The following is a 22,128-nucleotide window of genomic DNA, read 5'->3' on the forward strand; positions in this document are numbered from 1 at the left end:
CAATGAAAATAATAGTCTTTATGATTATTCTATGGTATTCTGGGTTGTTCTTTCAAACCTTTTTTCTTCATAGATATGCAGCACATCAAACCTATAGAATGTCTCGATTGGGAGAGAAAATTTGTTTCTTTCTAACATGGGTATTTCAGGGTTCTAATTATTTAAGTGCCTACGGTTATGGTGTTATGCACAGAATGCATCATGCATATGCTGATACAGAAAAAGATCCGCATTCACCAAAATACGATAGTAATGTGTTTTCTATGATGTGGCGAACAAAAAACATCTACCAAGATATTAATAATCAACGTATAGCTGTAGATGCTAAATTTACTAAAAATGTACCTCAATGGAAACGTTTTGATGATTTTGCAAGTTCACGTATATCACGCTTATTTTGGGCAGCATTATATACCGTATTCTTTATCTTATTTGCAACCGCTTGGTGGCAATGGTTATTTTTACCAATGGCCTTTTTTATGGCACCAATTCATGGAGTGATTATTAATTGGTTTGCACATATTTATGGCTATGTAAACTTTAAAGTGAGTGATACATCTAAGAATTTATTGCCTTTCGATTTTTTAATGATGGGAGAAGGATATCATAACAACCATCATAAATTTGGTGGTCGTGCTAACTTTGGTGGCGTACGTTGGTACGAACTAGATGTGACTTATGGTATTATGAAAGTACTTAATGCTATTGGATTTATTAAAATTAAAAAGAGTGCTTTGGTTCCCGTAAAAAGAGAAATATAATTAATACTCTATTTTTCTATATATTCTTATTAAACTATCAGAAACTGTGTAATGGTGTTCCAACGTTACACAGTTTTTGTTTTTATCCGTTTTTAGGCATTTTACCATAATTGAATCTATGTATTTACCCGATTCATTTTTTAGGGTTATACATCTAAGTTTATCTTCTTTATTATAAGTATACTCATAACTATTAAAGGTTATAAAATTATCTATGTGTTTTAAAATACGACCATCATTAGCATAAAACATAATCTTTTCATTCTGTTTATCTTTCTTCTGCGAATAGCAACTTATACGCTCTCTACAATTTGTTTTCCATCGTGTTTTACAATAATAATGAGGGAGACCGGGAACCATTTGTTTTTCAAAAAATAGTTTTTTTTCTGTAATTTGTACGGTGTCCTTATCTGTGTTTAAGGTAGTAGATAATTTGACTCTTCCATTTTTAGTAAACTCGATATGTTTCTGTTTAAGTAAAAGAGAATCTCCTATTCTATTTATAAAATAGGTACAGACGTCCATACTTTTAATGTCTTTGTTTAAATTATGTTTCTTAACATAAGTGACAGATGCACATGATTGTATGATTATTAAAATAATAAAAACACTTAATAGTTTTACAGTAAAAAATCTCATAATTATAAAGATAATAGATTTTTGTCCATTAACAATGAGTAGAAATTGTAGTTTGTTATTTCATTTTTTTACAATTACTTAAAATATAACTAACATAAAATGGAATAAAATATAGTGTATTTGCAGAAAAAACAATGGAGTTATTTTTATCCACTTTTGGAGCTTTATTTTCAATTATGAATCCCCTTGGAACTGTTCCTGTATTCGTAGGATTATCATCAGATAACACAAAAAAAGAACGTGCTGTTATTGCATTTTGGACTTCAGTAAATGCATTAATAATTCTGCTTTTATCATTTTTTGCAGGTAAGTATATTTTATCCTTTTTCGGAATAAGCATTAATGCCTTAAAAATTGCTGGAGGACTCATTATAGCATCTTCAGGTTTCGCACTTTTAACAGGAAAATTTGCAGAACATAAGGGTATGAAACGTAAGCGTGTAGAAGAAGATATTCATTCCCGTAACGAAATTAGTTTAACACCTTTAGCCATGCCCATGCTAGCAGGACCAGGAACAATATCGTTACTTATAACGTACAATCAGGAGTTTATAGACATTCAAGATAAATTCGTTATTGTAAGTGCACTCGTATTCACGACAACCTGTATCTATCTTATATTAAAAAGTTCGTACTTTATTGTAAAATTTCTAGGGGCATCTGGAATTAATGCACTGTCTCGCATTATTGGTTTTATAGTAATTGCAATTGGTATTGAGTATATAATTTCGTCTGTGGTAAATATTATTACACATATTAACTTTTAGTAGAGAGTTCCTTTTTTAAAGAAAAAAGTCGGGCTTTCCACTATATCTTTTTATGAAAAAAACATAAAAAGGATGCCGTTGCAATCCCTAACTCCTTTTTAAATGAAATTTTCGGTAAAGCATATGTCGTTTTAAATAAATAAAAGTAATTAATCCCATACTACCACATATAGAAAATCCTACAAATAAAGGTAAAGCGGTATTTGTCATAAAACGACCAATAAATGTAGCGATAGGAATTGCTACTAAAGTAGATATAAAGCCTGTTAATGCAGCTCCAATTCCCGCAATATGTCCAATTGGTTCCATGGCTATGGCTCTTAAATTTCCAAATAAAAAGCCTAAAGTAAAAAACTGAGCACCTAAAAAAGGAACTAATACATATAAACTTGGATTAGGTGTATTCCAAAATAATAACACATACATAGTAGATATTAAACAAAATGCTGTTAAAGATGCAAAAGCGAGTCTACGCATTCCAAAACGCACAACTAAAGTACCGTTTAGCAATGTAGATATTCCTATAGATATTGCTAGACAAGCAAAGACATAAGGGAATTTTTCCCCAATACCATATTGGTCAATAAAAACATGATGAGCAGAACTTAAATACACCATAAAAGATCCTGTAATAAAACCAGATAATACAGTAAATATCATAGCCTCTTTATAACGGATTAACTCACTAAATCCATTTATAAAAACATGTTTATTAAACGGTATTTTAAATTCAGGATGTAAAGTTTCAGGTTGTCGTTTCCAAAACCAAATGGTAACTACAATAGCAAAAAAGAGTTGTGTAAAGAAAATAGACTCCCAATTAAGATAGTTAAGTATAAATTGTCCTAGTGCGGGAGCAATAACAGGAACCAAAATAAAAAATGCCGTTACAAAAGACATCATCCTGGCCATATAATTACCTCTGTGAGAATCTCTAATAATAGAAATACATATGGTTCTTGGAGCAGAAAGACCTATACCTTGAAGTACTCTTCCTATTAACATAACTTCTAAACTGGTTGCGCTTACACAAATTAGACTAGCAATAATAAAAATTCCAAACCCGACATACATTAATGGTTTTCTACCAAAACTATCGGATAGTGGCCCCAAAATTAATTGGCCAATTCCAAAACCTAAAAAAATCATGGTAACAAGCGACTGCAAATCTCTGCTATTCTGATTTCCAATAGCTAAACCTATACTAGGAAAAGCAGGTAATAAAGCATCTATAGATAAAGAGACTATAGACATTAATGATGCCATTAACGCAATAAATTCAAATTGGTTTTTTTTATTTTGCATCACACAAAAATACCATTTAGTCTTTTATTAAGCGTTCATTTTAACGTTATAAATTTAATTCTAAAGAATCAGTAACAAAAACACCTTATTTATCAGAAATAAGGTGTTTTTGTTTAATAAACTAGTCTGTAAATTTTCAGATTCTAAGTTTAGAATGCCATTTATTTTTTTACCTCTTAAATTTGAAGCCTGTATTTACAAATGGAGTGTAATTTTAGACAATTCTTGACTTATAAATTGTAATTCTTCAGCAGATAATTTTACATCAATTGCTTTTGCATTTTGAATTGATTGTTTCTCATTTCTTGCTCCAGCTAATGCAATGGTAATTCCTGGTTGTTCAATAGTCCAACGTAAAACCAATTGAGCAATTGATGCATGTTTAGCTTCAGCCAACGGTACTAATTTTTCTAAAAATAAATCTGTTTGTTTTATATTTTCATCTTTAAAAAATGATAATCCTTTTCTGTGATCGCCTTCAGCAAAAACATGTCCAGCTTTCATTTTACCTGTTAACAAACCTCGTTGTAGTGGGCTATACGCTAAAATAGACATGTTATTTTCAAGTACATATGGCACAAGGTCTGTCTCAATTCCTCTGTTAACCATACTATATGGCACTTGATTAGAAATGATGTCTACATACTTATTAGCCTCTTTTAATTGATCTACACTATAATTACAAACACCTGCATAACGCACTTTTCCATCTTTAATTAATTGTGCTACAGCTTCCATGGTTTCTTGAATTTCTGTAGTAACATCTGGCCAGTGAATTTGATATAAATCAATATAATCTGTCCCTAAACGTTTTAAGCTGTCTTCACATTCTTTAATAATACTAGCCTTTCTAGAGTTTTTATAAATAGCGATGTCTTTACCATCGTTATCTTGCGTATTTACATAAAATTCTCCATCGGTAGCATCCCAACGTAAACCATATTTAGTAATTAATTGTACCTGATCTCTCGGAATATTTTTAATAGCTTCTCCAACTATTTTTTCGCTATGTCCCATACCATAAATAGGAGCAGTGTCTATTGTAGTTACACCATAATCAAAAGCAGATTGTATGGCCTTTACGGCATCATTTTGTTCTGTTCCGCCCCACATCCATCCACCGGCAGCCCAAGAACCAAAAGTAATTGCTGATAATTTTAAATCTGATTTTCCTAATGTTCTAAATTCCATAATATATAAGTTCTAAAGATGTATAAAGTTAAGGAATAGTAGGTAGAACTTTATGTCATTTAAAACTCTATTAACAATATTTATGTTTATAAATCTTAATTGTTTACTTGGTAGAATTATCTTTACCGATAAATTAAATAATATGAGACATTACAAACAAGCACCGACTAGCCCTAAAAAAAAGGCAGATAAAGTAAGTATGGCACAAGCGTTTAAAACTATTATTTGGCCACGACGAAAACTTGTATTTGTCGGGTTGTTGCTTATTGTGTTTAGCAGATTGGCAAGTTTGGTTTTACCTTGGCAGAGTAAAGTTTTGCTAGATGATGTGATCCCGAATAAAAACTACGACCAATTATATACCTTATTAGCTATAGTAGGAAGTGCTATTTTGGTTCAAGCCGTAACGTCGTTTTTACTTACCAAAATATTAAGTGTACAGGCACAGTATTTAATTTCTGAATTACGAGCTAAAGTTCAGAAAAAAGTATTGTCTTTACCGATTAGCTTTTTCGATAATACAAAATCAGGTGTTTTAGTTTCTCGAATAATGACCGATGTTGAAGGTGTTAGAAACTTAATAGGAACGGGGTTAGTACAATTAGTGGGAGGGACGTTTACAGCTATAATCTCATTAGTATTATTAATTAGAATTAGCCCATCTATGACACTTTTTGTCTTAGTACCTGTGGCTGTTTTTGGCGTACTCGCTTTGAAAGCCTTTAAATATATTCGTCCAATTTTTAGAAAACGTGGCGTAATTAATGCTGAAGTAACCGGACGTTTAACAGAAACTTTAGCAGGCGTTAGGGTTATTAAAGCCTTTAATGCTGAAGATCAAGAAAACAAAACCTTTGAAGTTGGTGTCGATAAATTATTTCAGAATGTAAAGAAAAGTTTAACCGCTACGGCATTTATGACAAGTTCTTCTACCTTTTTATTAGGGATTGCTTCAACTGGAATTATGGGAATTGGAGGCTATAAAATCATGCAAGGCGAATTAACAATTGGTGATTTTATGTTCTTTACATTATTATTGGGCTTTATGATTGCACCTATCGTACAAATGAGTAATATTGGAAGTCAGTTAACTGAAGCTTTAGCCGGTTTAGATCGTACTGAAGAATTAATGAATATGGAAGCTGAAGAAGATGACGAACACCGTACTGTAGAAATTCAAAACTTGAAAGGTGATTTAGCCTTTAACGATGTTACCTTTGCTTATGAATCAGGAAAAAATGTCTTGCATAATATTAGTTTTAATGCTCCTTCTGGCTCTGTAATTGCGTTGGTAGGAAGTTCTGGATCTGGAAAATCGACCATTGCAGGACTATCGGCTACGTTTTTAAATCCGAAATCTGGTAGCGTAACAGTTGATGGTTACGATTTGTCTAAAGTAAAACTGAATAGTTTTAGAAAACATTTAGGTGTGGTCTTACAAGACGAATTTTTGTTTGAAGGTACCATTAGACAAAATATTTTATTCCCAAGACCAAATGCTACGGAAGCCGAATTATTACAAGCTGTAGATTCTGCTTATGTGAGTGAATTTACCGATAGATTTGAGGATGGTTTAGATACTTTAATAGGAGAGCGTGGCGTAAAATTATCTGGGGGTCAGCGTCAGCGTATTGCCATTGCACGAGCTATTTTAGCCGACCCAAAAGTGATTATTTTAGATGAAGCTACTTCTAATTTAGATACGGAAAGTGAAGGGTTTATTCAGAAAAGTTTAAATGAATTAACTAAAGACAGAACCACAATTGTCATTGCGCACCGCTTAAGTACCATTCGTAAAGCCGATCAAATTTTAGTGATTGAAGAAGGTAAAATTGCCGAACGTGGTACTCATGATGAACTGATTTCAGCTCAAGGTCGTTATTACGATTTGTATACTTATCAGGCAAAAATATAATTGGTTCAACATATTAAAATTTCTAATTATTAGGACTTTACACATTAAAACGAATTAGTTTTAATTTTTAAGACGTTATAAAATAAGGTTTTAGTTTTTATTAATAGATTAGTTTTTTACTACTATATTAGTAAGGTATTATTTTATATAAAACGTCTTAAATAAAATGAAAAATAGACTTCTATTTTGCTTCAGTGTTTTTTTATGTTCATATTCTTTATTGGCTCAAAAAGTAGATGCCGAAAAGATTAAAGAACAAATCACTTTTTATAAAAACGATCTTAGAGGTCCTTATAAAGACATTCGGTGGTTTTGTTCAGATGGAAGTGTTAGACAACCAAAAGACCCATGTCCAGATAACATTGGTCCAGGAAATCAGCATGCTAGATATAAAGATCAAGTTGAAAACTTAGGGGTAACTAATCATGTATATTTGGGTCAGATTTTAACCTACACTAAACACGATGCTTTTTGGGATGAAGGTAATAATAACTCCAGGTTAAAACAGTATCAAATAGATAAGTATTTAAGAGCTGTTGATGATGGTTGGATTAATAGAAAAAGTCAGTTTTATAGAGGAGCAATTCAATCTGAAGACGAAGAAGCTTGGGGAATTGATTTTTTTAAATGGTTACTTTCTAATGATGAACTATTAGAAAATAATTATTATTTAATTAGACAATCGTTAAAAGATATTCCGCATAACGGAGACGATAATTTAGCACAATTAATGCGTAGTCAATCTAAAGTATTGTCTGATTTGTATCCTGATTTCATGGATTTACGGGTTAAAATTCATGCACAACCAGAAACTAAGGATATTGAAAAAGTAAAAGCTTTTAAAACAAAGCATCTAGCCAAATTATCTAGTAATCAAACAAAAATATTAGATGAGTTAGTCGTTACTATGACTACATTTTTTAAACCTGTCGATTTAGCGTCGTTACAACAAAAAGCCACGTTGTTAAGTTCAACTCCTTTCGGTGATACTTTTAAAGATTATGTTTTAGCACATAATACAGTAACAAATGTGACTGATTTAATCCAAGATACGGCAGAATTATTAGTGAATTTAAGAGCGAATCTTCTAATAGAAAAAAGACCTTTAGCGCGCTTACAAATGCTAGATGTTTCTATTAAATTAGAAGAAGTTATTTTTAAAAATGCACCATTATGGCAACCGGAAACAGTAGAGCAGTTAGTAGATAAAATATGTTATTTAGGAATGGCAACCGCAGCTGCAGGTTATATTGAACAGTATGAATGGGAATCTTTAAGTTTAACCAAATCGGTTAATTTAAATAATGAATCCACATTAGGAGAACTAACCGCAATTTTACAAAGTGGAAGACGTTTAGTAGAATGGAGTTCTGGAATGGTTAAAGCCAACTATCAAAATGAAGTAGATGTGTATACCAATTTTGAACCACTAGCTTATGGATTTATAGATGATAAAATTAGAGGTTCTATTGCTTTACATTTAGGAAAGTCTGTAGGTGAATTGGGCGATTTTATAGCCAAGGAATCTTCGTTAACTAATAAAGTACTAAACATTCCAAACCAAAGTACTATTCGTGGTTTAAATCCTGGTTATGCTTATGGAGAATTAGTGGTTGTTGGTGGATCTCCAGATGCTATCGAAGTATCTTCTAATAAAATATATATTTTTCAACGTCCCCCAGCAGATTTAAAACCAATTGCTGGAATTGCAACCGTCTCCGAAGGAAATATGGTGTCTCACGTGCAATTATTAGCACGTAATTTAGGAATTCCTAATGCTGCATTATCTGATGAAAACTTAGAGGATTTAAAACAATTTAACGGACAAAACGTTTTTTATGCCGTGTCTAATAAAGGGAATGTAATTATAAAAGCAGAAAAAGATATGACTGCAGAAGAAGTCGCTTTATTTGTAAAAAAAGAACGTAAAGAAGGAAAAATAGAGGTTCCTGTAGAAAACATTGTGTTAAATGATACGAAGGTTTTAAACATGCGGGACGTAGATGCTAGTAATTCGGGGAAGATTTGCGGACCAAAAGCAGCAAATTTAGGTCAACTTAAAAAAATGTTTCCTGAGCAAGTTGTAGAAGGTTTGGTAATTCCTTTCGGTATATTTAAAGATCACATGGATCAAGACATGCCAGAACAAAACCAATCGTATTGGGAATTTTTAAGTGCTATGTTTAAAGAAGCAATAGCAATGGAAGACCAAGGTATTGCTGAAGAAGAAATTGAGCATTATCAACTACGTCAGTTAGAAATTTTAAGAACAGCGATTAAAAAAATGCCTTTAAAAGCAGATTTTATTTCGCAAATGGAACATGATTTTAAATCGGTTTTAGGACATAATCTAGGAGAAATTCCGGTGTTTTTAAGAAGTGACACGAATATGGAAGATTTAAAAGAGTTTACAGGTGCTGGATTAAATCTAACCTTATTTAATGTAGTTAATAAAGAGAAAATTTTTAATGGAATTAAAGATGTTTGGGCTTCACCATATACTGAGCGTAGTTTTAAATGGAGACAAAAATATTTGCTAAACCCAGAAAATGTTTTTCCTTCTATATTGGTAATTCCAAGTGTAGATGTAGATTATTCTGGGGTTTTAATTACTAAAGGATTAACCTCTGGAGATGATAAAGATTTAACCATTGCGTTTAGTAGAGGAGCGGGTGGAGCAGTAGATGGTCAATCTGCAGAAACCTATTTATTAAAAGATGCAGGAGGTTATCAATTACTTGCACCTTCAAGAGAACGTTTTTATAATAGTTTACCTGTAACTGGAGGCACTCTAAAAAAAACAGCGACTTTTTCAGAACCTATTTTAAATACACAAAATATAAAAGATATAAAGCTGTTAGCAAAACAGATAAGACAGACCATGCCTAAAGAAACTAATGAAGCATATAACGGAGCTTATGATGTAGAGTTAGGGTTTAAAGACAACAAGTTGTGGTTGTTTCAAATAAGACCATTTGTAGAAAATAAGAAAGCCTTGAGTTCTTCATATTTAGAATCTATAACTCCAATAATTGATACGAATAAAGCGATTTCGCTTTCTAAAAAAATATAAATGAAAAAGATAATTTTACTAATCGCAATTGTATTTGTGTGTTCTGCATTTACTACAGTAATGGTATACCCTATAGATGGATATGAGTACACCGGAATAAAACGTTTAAAACGACTAGAACTGATTAAAAGTGGTGAAATTGTTGAAAAACAAAGCTTGCCGGAAGGTGCATTTAAATCGTATGTAGATATTAATTTAAATTTAAAAGAGAAAGCTGCAGATAGTTTACATTGTTTTTTTAAGGAAAACCCCACTTTTCAGAAAGAGATTAGTGATTTGTTTAGAGGGTTAGATAAAAGCTATTCTTTAGCGGTTTTAGACATCACCAATTTAAACGATATTAAATATGCACATAGAAATGAAACTTCAGGTTATCAACCAGGAAGCGTAGGAAAACTAGCCGTTTTAGTTGGTTTATTTGATCAGCTAGCAAAAATATATCCAGAGAACTTTGATAAACGTATTGCGCTCTTAAAAACCAAAGTGGTGAAGGCTGGAGTTTGGGGTTTAACAGATGAACATACAATTCCTATTTATAATATTGAAACTAAAAAATTAGTAAAACGACAAGTGATTGCTAGTGATGAGTTTTCGCTATTTGAATGGGCAGATCACATGCTTTCTGTTAGTAATAATGGTGCTGCAAGTATTGTTTGGCGCGAAGTATTATTAATGCAGGCGTTTGGAGATAAATATCCTGAATTAACAGAAGCAGAAGCTCTGACTTATTTTAAATCTACAGAAAAAAAAGTATTAACAGATATAGGAAACGACGTGGTTAATTTGCCTTTACGTAAATTAGGAATTACTGCTGATGAATGGCGTTTAGGAAGCTTTTTTACCAAAGGAGCAAATACCTATGTTGGAGATAAAGGCGGAAGTATCGGTACGCCACTTGGTGTTATGAAATTTTTAGTACAATTAGAACAAGGAAATGTTGTAGACGAAAATTCAAGCTTAGAAATGAAGCGATTGATGTACATGACAGACAGACGAATTCGTTATGCGCAAGCTCCTGCTTTAAAAGAAGCTGCTGTATATTTTAAATCTGGTAGTTTGTATAAATGTGATAGAAGTAACGGACAAGCATGTGGAAAATATATGGGTAATATTCAAAACTTTATGAATTCGGTTGCTATTGTAGAGCATCCAGATAATACCAAATATATGGTGGTTTTAATGACCAACGTTTTGAGAAAAAATTCAGCTACCGATCACATGAATTTAGCGACAAATATTGATAAACTAATTAGGAAATAGCATGCAATAGCAATTCTGTTTTTGTTCTAATTTTTGTATTGGTTTCATTAATTAAAACCATTTCTAAAAGGGATTTATAATGTGCAGTATTCGATTTTTCAATAAGATATAATACTGCAAATTTCAATTTTACATCTTTGCGTTTTAATAATTCATTATAACATTCAACTTCACTTAAAATTTTAAGGTTTAGTTTCTTAATTTTTTCTTCAGAATTACTGTCTAGTAAAATCGATTCAGTTAAAGGAATCAATTCTTTTTTCAGTTGGCTGTTTAAAATATTATCTAGAAATTCAATGGCATGAATGCGCTGTTCTTCCTTACCATTTATGATGGTGTTTAAAATAGGGTCTACTTCGTTAGGTGGATATTTTATGCCCAAAAATCTAAAAATACGTTGTAGTTGTCTATCTAATCGTTGTTCTAGTAAATGAATTAATCCGTTTCTAGCTTCGTTTTCTTCTTTAGACTCTTGTGCTCCGGCTTTCTTTTTGTATTGAAGCACAATTTGTGTGTGTAATACAGCTAAAGTATTTTGATAGAGCTGACATTCGTCTAAAATCTTATCGACAATAAAACGGTCTTTAATTTTTAGTTGGGGATATTTCCATTTTAACCGTTTTAAGGCTTCAATAGCTTCTACTTTTACAGAGTGTTCCGTCTCATTCGTTAATAGAATCAAGGTATTAATTGCTTTTTGAGATTTAAATTTCTCAATAGCCAAAATAACATAAGCTGCATCTTCAAAGTCAATAGTTTCTTTTATTATTTTATGGTATAACACATCCATAATGGGGGTGCCATAAGTATGTAAAGCATCTACAGCAATAGGTCTTGTTTCTTTTACCGATAAATGAGGAATGATTAAGTCTATAAATTCGGGATCTAATGTTTTTGCAGCACTGCGTATAGCTGTTTTTAACACCTCTATATTTTTAGAATGTAATTGGGTTTTAATAACATTGTAATAGCTATTGACTTTTGCATTTCCTATACTTTCTAATATCGCTTGTATGGTATTACTTTTATACTCTTTATTTACCATTTCAGAATATTTAGTAAGTGTAGTCTCTATTTTTTGCTCTAAATTGAATTTGTTTTGTAGTGATTGATTATTTCTTAATTCTAATGATAATCCTAATAATGCTGCATTACTAATAGTATTATCATCACTATTTATATACTTTTCAAATAAAATGATGGTGTTTTGCTTGTGGTTTTTTATTAAATATCTAAAGGCAGAAGTGGTAACATTTTGATCTTTGTCATGCACCATATTTTCAATTTGTGAAGACAAGTTTTCGGTTTTCAGAAAGTATAAATTTTCAATAGCTAAGGCTTTTACTCTTGGTGAAAAATGGTGTAATAGGTTTTTAATGCCTTTAAAAAAACGCTCGTCTTTTACCTCCAAAGTTTTGGTAAGCATATTAATAATTTGGTTTTCAGTTCCTGTATTAAATACCCTTAAAACGGAATCGATAATGGAAGTTACTTTAATTTCTTCCTTGACATGTTTGTCTTTTTTAATACTAGATATTTCTAATAAATCTTTAAAAGCAATGATGTATTCTTTCCTTAAAAAATAGATAAGCGTTAACCAACCTATTATTAAAACAATAATAATGATACTTATATAGGTGGAAGAAATTTCTAATCCGTTAATAAAGAAAATTAAAATAAAACCAGCTATTCCTGTGGCAATGCTATCTACCACAACATCTGTAAAGGTTTTTGTTTTCTTTTTAATGTCTATTGGGATTGCGATGGAAAGCAGCTCTGTAGATGCTTTGTTTACAGATTGCTTTAAACTGCCGTCTACAATTTTAATAAAGACAATAACCCATAATTGCGGAATTAAAAGTAATAGGACAGAACCAATTAAGATACCTGTAGGCAACCATAGAAGCGATTTACCAACACCAAAAGTTCCAACTATACGTTTAGTTAAAAACAATTGAATAATTAATGAAATAACACTTAAAGTAGAAAACCAAAAACCGAAAAAAGATGTTAAATCATCTTGGTTGTCTATAAGCCTAAATGCATAATCGCTGTATTGATAGTCTACTAACTTTGCGACCAAAACACTAATACCAATAACCAAGGCAATTAAACTTAAAAGTTTAGACTCTTTTATAAGTTTTAAAGGTGAATCTCCCTTTGAACTATTTCTAAAAGCAACCTGAAAAGGATTTAGTTTAAGAACTTCTGTTTTCCAAATAAATCTAGTTATTACAATACACATAACGAGTAGTAAAGCTGCAACAAATAGTAAATCCTTGGTATTTATAAAATTGGTAAGTAAAGAGGTTAAGTAACCACCAAAAATACCTCCGGCAATGGCTCCGGCACCTATAAAACCAAAAACGCGTTTCGCTTCTCTAACATTATAAACAAGATTAACTAAGATCCAGAATTGCGAGGCAGTTAGTAACCCAAAAATAGCGACCCAAACATATGGAAGGTATAAAAAATAACCAGTAATTAGATTGAAGTTTAAACCAATACCAAATACAATTAAAGAAATAACAGAACCAATTAGCGTTCTGTCCATTATAATATTTAAAGGATATTTTTCTAAGGCTTTATCGTAGAAAAAAGATCCTATTATCGCTAAAATGGCAGTAAATACGTAACCTAGCGGTAAAGCTTCTGAAGTTAATTCGGATAAGAAAAGCGAATTAATTGTAGGCTTAATGATTAATAATGTGGTGATTAATATAAAAACATTAAACTGAAGTAGAAGTGTTTTATTTAACTCTTCTTTCTTTAAATCAAAAACCTTTAAAATATATCGCTTAAAAATATGAATTATGGGCATGAAGGGTTTTTATTATAAAAAAATTACCAATTAAAAATAGTTAATATATATTCTAGATATTCCACCGTTAAGGAAAATAAGTAAAAAACATATTAACTATAAATATATAAGCAATTTACAACTATTAGTTAGATGCAATCTTTGTTCTTTCTTTTTTCTTTAAAGCGTTTTCAATTGGGTTTACTAAACTTCTTATAATCTGTTCACCATTAGCATCATCTATAAGTGCTACTAAAATATAACGTCTGTTAGGGTCATTACCCCAAACTAAAATAGAATCAGAATGATACGTTTGCCAAGAACCAGATTTTCTAAATAGTTGTGCTTGTGGTGCAATTTTTTCTAAGGAATTGACAAATTTATGATGTAAATCTGGGTTTCCCATTATGGCAAGCATTTGTTTAGAACGTTTGTTGTTTACTAGTTTTCCATAGGCTAATAAATAATAATAGCGGCAAACTTGATCTACGGTTGCTGCATGACTTAAGTGTTTTAAAGGTTCTCTATTGGTATCTCCACCACTACCATAGCGTTTTCCTACCCATAAACCACCACCACAATCTTCATCATAAAACATGTATTTAGGATCTGTCATTACAGATTCTATTTTTTCATAACCAAGTCTATCTATCATTCTAGTAGATGCTGCATTATTCGATTTACTAATCATTAATCGCATATCATTTTTAACTTCTGTAGTTTCTTTTAGTTCGCCTTTTTCAATGGCGTCCATGGCAGATAATAAAATAGCTATTTTAGGTAAACTTGCTGCATACATCATATATTCTCCATTTACACTCGCATAACGCACTTGCTCAGGATTACTTAAATCGACAATACCAACAGACATTTTATTTTCAGCTATTAATTTTTTCCAATTAGGATTTGCATTTAATTGCCTTTCTAAATTATTCTGCAAATAAGAATTTTTAAGAGATGATAACGGCATTATTTTAGAATTATCTACTTGAATAGGTAATCCATTTTGACCATTAATAATTAAGCTAAGCCCCATAAATAAGACAACAAGCAATTTTGTTTTCATTTAATTTTGTGTGTTTAAAAAAATATAGGTAAAAGTATTTAATTAACTCATTACTAAAATGTTAAAATTTTAAAATCATCACATAAAATTAATGGAGCATTTTATAGAATCTTTATAATGGTTTAAATCCCATAATAGGAAGCTCGGACTAAAAAGACATGGTGTTCAGCATCAGTGTATTGCTAGTACGCGATCGATTTTGGTCGACCCGAGAGTGATTAATTTAGTTGAAGTAACCTCTAATTTAGATGACTAAAGTGATGACTCTAGTTATAACAGTTTAAACACATTAATTAACAAACGAAATTATATAGTCATTGTTCTACATTTTAAGGCCGTTATTATGATTAGTATACCTATCAGGTCAAAATTTAACTGATGCAATGGTAATTATTAATGATAGCCAGATTATGCAAAATAAAATAGCATTCTCATTAGGGCAACTAATACCTTTTAAATACTTTAGCAACACATAAAAATTAATTAATATGAATTTCATAAAAACTTCCCTTTGTTTATTAACGTGTGTATCATTAGTAGCTTGCGGAAAGTCAACAAACTCACAAACAAAAACTGCCGAAACAGTAATTGAAACACCTGTTATTCCAACTGTAAAAACGGAAAAATTTAATATTGAAAGTCTCTTAGAATCTGCACAAAACGGAAACTTAGATGCTATTAAAGCGGCTATAAACAATGGTTTTGATCCTAACACTAGAGGCTTAGAAAACAGAACGGTGTTAATGTTCTCGTCGTTTAATGGACATACAGAACTGGTTAAAACTTTACTAGATAATGGTGCTACAATAGATTTAAAAGATACTACCAACCGTACAGCTCTAATGTATGCGTGTACGGGGCCTTTTGCTACTACGGTTAAAGTGTTGCTTGAAGCAGGAGCTCAAGTAAATTTAAAAGATAATCATGAACAATGGACACCTATAATGTTTGCCGCTGGTGAAGGGCAAATAGAAGTAATGCAACTTCTTTTAGATGCAGGTGCCGATGTTAATGCACTAGATATTGATGGAGAATCTTCTTATGATTTTGCTATATCTAATAATCATGAAGAAGCGGCTAAATTTTTAAAACCTTTAATGAAAAAATAATATGTTTTGTTGTCGAATAAATAGATACATTATAAAACAAAAACATATAGTAGTAGAATGACTATAGTGGAATATTTCCATGTTTCCGTTTAGGTAATTCTACTGTTTTTTCTTCTAACATACTAAATGCTTTTAGAAGTTTTATACGCGTATCTTGAGGCAAGATAATTTCATCTATAAAACCACGTTGTGCAGCTCGATAAGGATTGGAAAATGCATCTGCATATTCTGTTTCTTTTTCTGCTAATTTAGCAATAGGATCGTTAGCGTTTTTAATTTCATGTTTAAAAATAATTTCACTAGCACCTTTAGCTCCCATTACAGCTATTTCTGCTGTTGGCCAAGCAAAATTCATATCTGCACCAATGTGTTTGGAGTTCATTACATCGTAAGCTCCACCATAAGCTTTTCGGGTAATAACGGTAACACGTGGTACAGTTGCTTCACTTAAAGCAAATAGTAATTTAGCACCGTTAGAAATGATGCCATTCCATTCTTGATCTGTTCCTGGTAAAAATCCAGGTACATCTACTAATACTAATAATGGTATATTAAAACTATCACAAAACCGAGTAAATCTAGCGGCTTTTTTAGAACTATTTACATCTAAAACACCTGCTAAAAATAGGGGCTGATTGGCGACTATACCAATACTTCTACCTCCTAATCTCGCAAAACCAACAATAATATTTTCTGCATAATCTTTATGTATTTCAAAAAAGGATTCATCATCAATAATACCATAAATTACCCGACGCATATCGTAAGGTTTATTTGCATTCTCAGGAATTATCTGTGCTAATTGGTCCCTTTTTTCATCATGTAATTCAAATGGAATTTTGGTTGTTGTTTTTGTATTATTCTGTGGTAAATAACCAAGTAAAGATTTAATCTGTTCCAAACATTCTATATCGTTTACAGCAGTAATATGGGCTACTCCTGATTTTGTAGCATGTGTATGTGCGCCACCTAAATCTTCAGAACTAACTTCTTCATTTGTTACTGTTTTAACAACATTCGGGCCAGTAACAAACATATAACTACTATGTTCTACCATCATTGTAAAATCTGTTATAGCTGGAGAATACACAGCACCACCAGCACAAGGTCCCATAATGGCAGAAATTTGAGGTATGATTCCTGATGACTGTACATTTTTGTGAAAGATATCTGCATAACCGCCAAGCGAACGTACACCTTCTTGAATTCGTGCGCCACCAGAATCGTTTAAACCAATTAATGGAGCTCCCATTTTTAAAGCGAGATCCATTATTTTGCATATTTTTTCGGCATGTGTTTCTGATAAAGATCCTCCGAAAACAGTAAAATCTTGTGCAAAAACATAAACTAAACGACTATGAATTGTCCCATACCCTGTAACTACACCATCTCCAAAATAGATTTCTTTATCCATATTAAACTCTGTAGTTCTGTGAGTGACTAATATACCAATTTCTTCAAAGGAGCCTGTGTCTAATAAATATTCAACACGCTCTCTGGCGGTAAGTTTCTTTTTACTGTGTTGTGTTTCTATACGATGAGTTCCTCCGCCAAGTTGGGCTTTAGCTAATTTATCGGATAGTATTTTTATTTTAGAATCCATAAAATTTCAATTTAACTATTAGGTAATCTCACTTGTTTTAGATCTGTATAGTATTGCTTTAGAGCTATTAATGCAGCCAATCTAGCTTCTTTTTCAGCTTGTTTTTGTAAAATACTCGGTTCGTAATAAATGTTTACAAAATTGGTGTCGAAATTACCTTCACGAAATGCGGCATTCTGAAATACAAATTTTCCAAATCTTAAGGTGGTACAAATGCCTTCTATTTTATAAGCATCTATGGCTTTTACCATCGTTAGAATAGCAGCTTCTCGAGTAGGTCCATAAGTTATTAATTTAGCTAATAATGGATCGTAATAAATCGATACATCTGCACCCTCACTTACACCATTATCAACACGAATATTTTTACCCTCTGGTATTTTGTATACTTGTAATTTACCAATACTTGGAAAAAAATTATTTAAAGGATCTTCGGCATACACTCGCAGTTCGAAAGCATGACCTTTAATTTTTAAATCTGCCTGAATTAAATTTAGAGATTCTCCTCTTGCTATTTTTATTTGTAATTCCACAAGATCCAATCCTGTAATGTATTCTGTTACAGGATGTTCTACTTGCAAACGGGTATTCATTTCTAAAAAATAAAAAGTATTATTTTCATCGAGTAAAAACTCGACTGTGCCAGCTCCAATATATTTACAAGCTTTTGCAACTTTAATCGCAGCTTCTCCCATTTTTTCACGTAAAGCAGGAGTAAGGATAGAAGAAGGCGCTTCTTCAATTACTTTTTGATGACGACGCTGTATACTGCATTCTCGTTCAAACAAATGCACTGTATGTCCTAAACTATCAGCCATAATTTGTATTTCAATGTGTCGGGGAGAGGCAATGTATTTCTCTATAAATACAGACCCATCTCCAAACGCATGAGTAGCTTCACTAATAGCTCTTGACATTTGAGATTCAAATTCATGATCATTTTTTACAATACGCATCCCTTTTCCACCACCACCAGCAGATGCTTTTATAAGGACAGGGAAACCTATCTTTTTTGCAATTAGAGTAGCTTCTTCTACATTTGTAATAGCTTCTTTTGTGCCAGGAACCATGGGTATATTGTAATGTTTAACAGCTTCTTTGGCAGCTATTTTACTTCCCATAATTTTTATAGCTTCAGATGTAGGGCCAATAAATATGATGTTATTAGCTTCAACTTTTTCTACAAAATCTGCATTTTCACTAAGAAAACCATAACCAGGATGTATGGCATCTACATGTAATTCTTTTGCTATTTTTATTATATTATCACCAAGTAAATACGATTCACTAGATAGTGGCTCTCCTACGCAAACGGCTTCATCTGCATAGGTAACATGTGGTGATTCTCTGTCGGCAGTAGAATAAATGGCTACGGTTTTAATACCCATTTTTTTTACCGTTTTCATAATACGCAGAGCAATTTCACCGCGATTTGCAACTAGTATTTTTTTCATATTAAGGAGATTTACACGTTATTCGAATTCTATTAATAAATCGCCTTTATCTACAGTAACACCTTTATGTATCGCTATAGTTTTAATAATACCATCGTGAGGAGAAGCAATACTGTTTTCCATTTTCATAGCTTCTAATACAACTAAGGAATCGTCTGCTTTTACATGATCGCCAACTTTAACCGAAATTTCTAAAATTAATCCAGGCATGGGGGCTTTTATGATATCTACTTTTTTTGAAGTTCCTATCTCAAATCCCATGTCTTTAATTAATTCATCTAAATCGTTTGAAATATCGATATCATAATTAGTATTATTAATTTTTACTGTATAGCGTTTATTCAGAAAATCTGTTTTAGAGATTTCTGCAGTATAAGAAATACGTTCTTGAATAATATGAAAATGATTGTCTTCTGTTTCTACAGAATCTAATTGATCTACATCTTTTAAAGAGAGATTAAAATGATGCAAATCGTTAACGGTTACTTTAGTAGACTTACTCATGTTAGGTTTGTTTGTCTTGTAAATATAACAAATAACACGAGGATTATAAATTTTTGATATAGAGTTATTTACAATTTAAGAGGTCTTTTAAAGTATATGCTTTTGTTTTTACAAGAAATTGTGTCGACTTAAGAAAAGCTATAGCAGCAATTAAAGCATCTCCGGAAGCGGTGTGCCTATCACTTAAATCAATGTCGTAATTTTCGGCAAGTTGGTCTAAGGTATATTTTTTATTATTATCAATAGGATTTGATTTAACTCGAGTTGCTCTATAAATAAACATGGTGTCTAAAACCTTGTTTTTTAATTCTGGAAGCTCTAATCGTTCAAGCGCTTTATTTATCATTGTAACATCAAAAAAAGCATGATGAGCAACTAAAATAGAGTCTTTTATATAGTCTAAAAACAAAATAACGGCTTCTTCTTCAGAAACCGTTTTTATTCTTTCGTTTTTAATTAAACCATGAATCTCAACTGTACTTTCGTTAAAATAATCTTGTTTAATATATATTTCGATGGCTGTACTAATATCTATATAACCATCTATAATTTTTACAGCACCTATACATAGCATCTTATCTTTTTCGTAATTAAAGCCAGTTGTTTCAGTATCTAAAACAACGTAAGTGGATGAGTGTATATCTGTATGATTAGACTCTAAAAAGTGAGACATATAACGCAGCCAATACTCTGGATATGTTTTCTCATTTTTGTTAAAAAGCCATTTCATTAAATGAAATTCTTTAAATTAAATTTTAACTTAATAAGCTCTTGCACTTTAGATACGGCTTTAAAGCAGCGTTTTAATTTCATTTTTTCTTCTTTAGATAATTCAGCTAAAGCAATGAAACGACCGCTATTATGATGACGAAGTCCGTGTTTGGTTCTAAATTTTAATAATGCTTTTGAAGCATAAGCACAAGAGAAAAATAACTCTTGATCTTCAGGCATTAATTCTGCTAATTTTTCAAAACGTTCAGCAGTATTATTTATGTTTATAATTTGATAGTGTATTGCTAATATTCTACCGGCATCTGTAACAGGCATTATAGCACGTTTTTTTAAATCGAAATGATCTTTATGTTCTCCATCTTGTTCTACTAAAAATTGTCTAAAGAATCCTAAAGGAGATGGATTTCTTAAAGAACACGCGGCTAATTTTGATTGGAAAATTAAATTGTCTTTTGTAATCTCTGTAACGTGATTTGTAAGCTGAGAGATAAGTGCTATATCTCCGTAAGTAATATCGAAATCAAAAAAGACTGAACATAAAAGAAGTTCATCGTTTTCATTCTCTCTAGTCCAAGCAGAGAATTGATTTTCCCATTCATCAATACTTAAACAATATTTTGGGTTTTTTGCCATCATTTCGCTTGGGCAATACTCAAAACCTATCGTTTTTAGGCGTTTATTTACTTTTTTTGCCAATGCTAAAAAGTAGGTTCTAACTTCTTCTAAATGATCGTCGTCTACATTTTCAAAAACAATAGCATTGTCTTGATCGGTATGTAAAAGTTGTTCTTTTCTACCTTGACTACCTAAAGACATCCACGCAAATTTAACAGGAGGAGCTTGATCCATTTTCTCTACACAACGCTCTATAACACGTTTTATAGTGGCATCGTTTAATTCGAAAATAATATTGTTAATGTGTGTAAGCGGAATGTTTTGTTGAATATATCCTTCTAAAAGCATCATGATTTTTTCACGAATTCGTTTTAATTCTTTGGTAGAGTTAGAACGTTTTATGGCTTTCATTAATACTGAAGGATTTGTACCTTTCATTACAATTATATCATGCTCTGAAAATACACCCAATATTTTTGAGTTTGGAGTACCATCTTTAGTCACCACAATCTGATTGATTTTGTGTTTCATCATGGTGATTTGAGCTTGCGCTATAGTGATATTCTTTTTATAGCACATTACAGGATGATTCATGATTTTTGAAACATCATCATTTATGGAATAATTTCCTGTTGCTACATGTAGTCTTAAATCTTTATCGGTAATAATACCAATAGGACATTCTTTTTCTTCAATAATTATTGAGCCTACATTATTTTCAGACATTAACTTCGCTGCATCCTTTATACTTGAAGCCCGCTTAGTTGTAATTACATTTTTTATTAGACGGACAGGTTGCATTTCGAACATATCCTTTGTAAAATCTAATTTCACATCGTCTTCTAATAATTTTTTTTGAAATTCATTAGAAAATGGGTTTTCTGTATTAGAAGCGAAACTTTCGATTAAATATTGACGAACTTCTTTGTTGTTATCAATAAAAGGATTGAACATTTCTATAGGAATACAATACAAAATAGTTTCCTCTTCGGTTACAGAAGTTATGGCATAATTTTCTTTAGCAAATAACGGACGTAATCCAAACACATCGCCTTCATCAAACTGATCAATTGTTTCCAATTTTTCATTGATGTATTTCTTGAGTTTTACAGCACCTTTATAGATCATATAAAACTGATCGTGTAAAGGGTCGTTTATATTATATATTATATTTTCTTTGTCTAAGTATTTAATTTTAACTTCTTTAGATATATCTAAAAGTTGATCCTTATCAAGTAGATCGAAAGGAGGGAAGTTTTTTATAAAGTCGGCAACGCGTTCTGCAATTGTGTTCTTCATCATGTTCATCTAATGAGATTTTGGGAAATAAAGAT

At 31.5% G+C, this 22,128-nt stretch carries 16 protein-coding genes; 6 read left to right on the forward strand and 10 right to left on the reverse strand.

Going from position 1 to position 22,128, the window contains the following annotated elements:
• Nucleotides 1-2: 2 nt before the first annotated feature.
• A complete protein-coding gene (locus Q1B05_RS08005) occupies nucleotides 3-761 on the forward strand; it encodes an acyl-CoA desaturase (RefSeq protein ID WP_299779406.1) in 759 nt (252 codons plus the stop codon).
• On the opposite strand, the gene Q1B05_RS08010 is transcribed toward Q1B05_RS08005, so the two are convergent.
• Nucleotides 762-1,400, reverse strand: coding sequence for a hypothetical protein (locus Q1B05_RS08010; protein ID WP_299779408.1), 639 nt, complete (start codon nucleotides 1,398-1,400; stop codon nucleotides 762-764). It lies immediately after the preceding gene.
• Between the two features lie 134 nt (nucleotides 1,401-1,534).
• Between Q1B05_RS08010 and Q1B05_RS08015 the strand changes: the two genes are divergently transcribed.
• Nucleotides 1,535-2,167, forward strand: coding sequence for a MarC family NAAT transporter (locus Q1B05_RS08015; RefSeq protein WP_299779410.1), 633 nt, complete (start codon nucleotides 1,535-1,537; stop codon nucleotides 2,165-2,167).
• Nucleotides 2,168-2,254: 87 nt separating this feature from the next.
• Here the strand turns inward: Q1B05_RS08015 and Q1B05_RS08020 are convergent, their stop codons facing one another.
• Nucleotides 2,255-3,472, reverse strand: a complete 1,218-nt coding sequence (locus tag Q1B05_RS08020) for a multidrug effflux MFS transporter (protein ID WP_299779412.1) — start codon at nucleotides 3,470-3,472, stop codon at nucleotides 2,255-2,257.
• 195 nt (nucleotides 3,473-3,667) lie between these two features.
• Nucleotides 3,668-4,663 (reverse strand): aldo/keto reductase, encoded by a 996-nt coding sequence (locus Q1B05_RS08025; protein ID WP_299779414.1) that lies wholly within the window; start codon nucleotides 4,661-4,663, stop codon nucleotides 3,668-3,670.
• Between the two features lie 142 nt (nucleotides 4,664-4,805).
• On the opposite strand from Q1B05_RS08025, the gene Q1B05_RS08030 reads away from it, so the two are divergent.
• The 3 genes from Q1B05_RS08030 to Q1B05_RS08040 all read left to right on the forward strand — a co-directional run bounded on the left by Q1B05_RS08030 (nucleotide 4,806) and on the right by Q1B05_RS08040 (nucleotide 10,911).
• The gene (locus tag Q1B05_RS08030; protein ID WP_299779416.1) at nucleotides 4,806-6,578 is read left to right on the forward strand and encodes an ABC transporter ATP-binding protein; all 1,773 of its coding nucleotides are present in this window, start codon (nucleotides 4,806-4,808) and stop codon (nucleotides 6,576-6,578) included.
• 166 nt (nucleotides 6,579-6,744) lie between these two features.
• Nucleotides 6,745-9,651 (forward strand): PEP/pyruvate-binding domain-containing protein, encoded by a 2,907-nt coding sequence (locus tag Q1B05_RS08035; protein ID WP_299779418.1) that lies wholly within the window; start codon nucleotides 6,745-6,747, stop codon nucleotides 9,649-9,651.
• Nucleotides 9,652-10,911, forward strand: a complete 1,260-nt coding sequence (locus tag Q1B05_RS08040) for a serine hydrolase (protein WP_299779420.1) — start codon at nucleotides 9,652-9,654, stop codon at nucleotides 10,909-10,911.
• Here the strand turns inward: Q1B05_RS08040 and Q1B05_RS08045 are convergent.
• Both Q1B05_RS08045 and Q1B05_RS08050 read right to left on the reverse strand, forming a co-directional pair.
• Complete coding sequence (locus Q1B05_RS08045; RefSeq protein WP_299779422.1) at nucleotides 10,901-13,732, reverse strand: Npt1/Npt2 family nucleotide transporter; 2,832 nt, start codon at nucleotides 13,730-13,732, stop codon at nucleotides 10,901-10,903. The genes Q1B05_RS08040 and Q1B05_RS08045 overlap by 11 nt on opposite strands.
• Before the next feature lie 124 nt (nucleotides 13,733-13,856).
• Nucleotides 13,857-14,777: a serine hydrolase gene (locus tag Q1B05_RS08050; protein ID WP_299779424.1), complete on the reverse strand. Its 921-nt coding sequence runs from the start codon at nucleotides 14,775-14,777 to the stop codon at nucleotides 13,857-13,859.
• Nucleotides 14,778-15,265: 488 nt separating this feature from the next.
• Here Q1B05_RS08050 and Q1B05_RS08055 point away from each other — a divergent pair, with 488 nt between their 5' ends.
• Nucleotides 15,266-15,886: an ankyrin repeat domain-containing protein gene (locus Q1B05_RS08055; protein WP_299779426.1), complete on the forward strand. Its 621-nt coding sequence runs from the start codon at nucleotides 15,266-15,268 to the stop codon at nucleotides 15,884-15,886.
• A gap of 61 nt (nucleotides 15,887-15,947) precedes the next feature.
• On the opposite strand, the gene Q1B05_RS08060 is transcribed toward Q1B05_RS08055, so the two are convergent.
• The 5 genes from Q1B05_RS08060 to Q1B05_RS08080 form a co-directional block, all read right to left on the reverse strand.
• Nucleotides 15,948-17,489 carry an acyl-CoA carboxylase subunit beta gene (locus tag Q1B05_RS08060; protein WP_299779428.1) on the reverse strand — a complete coding sequence of 514 codons (1,542 nt, stop codon included), beginning with the start codon at nucleotides 17,487-17,489 and terminating at the stop codon, nucleotides 15,948-15,950.
• A gap of 11 nt (nucleotides 17,490-17,500) precedes the next feature.
• Nucleotides 17,501-18,943 carry an acetyl-CoA carboxylase biotin carboxylase subunit gene (locus Q1B05_RS08065; RefSeq protein ID WP_299779430.1) on the reverse strand — a complete coding sequence of 481 codons (1,443 nt, stop codon included), beginning with the start codon at nucleotides 18,941-18,943 and terminating at the stop codon, nucleotides 17,501-17,503.
• Between the two features lie 18 nt (nucleotides 18,944-18,961).
• Complete coding sequence (locus Q1B05_RS08070) at nucleotides 18,962-19,447, reverse strand: acetyl-CoA carboxylase biotin carboxyl carrier protein subunit (RefSeq protein WP_299779432.1); 486 nt, start codon at nucleotides 19,445-19,447, stop codon at nucleotides 18,962-18,964.
• A 64-nt stretch (nucleotides 19,448-19,511) separates the two neighbouring features.
• Nucleotides 19,512-20,177: a 3'-5' exonuclease gene (locus Q1B05_RS08075; protein WP_299779434.1), complete on the reverse strand. Its 666-nt coding sequence runs from the start codon at nucleotides 20,175-20,177 to the stop codon at nucleotides 19,512-19,514.
• Nucleotides 20,177-22,096, reverse strand: a complete 1,920-nt coding sequence (locus Q1B05_RS08080) for a DUF294 nucleotidyltransferase-like domain-containing protein (RefSeq protein ID WP_366944341.1) — start codon at nucleotides 22,094-22,096, stop codon at nucleotides 20,177-20,179. Before Q1B05_RS08080 ends, Q1B05_RS08075 begins: the two co-directional genes overlap by 1 nt.
• Nucleotides 22,097-22,128: the final 32 nt, after the last annotated feature.

Source organism: uncultured Formosa sp. (assembly GCF_947500765.1).
Lineage (GTDB): Bacteria > Bacteroidota > Bacteroidia > Flavobacteriales > Flavobacteriaceae > Formosa.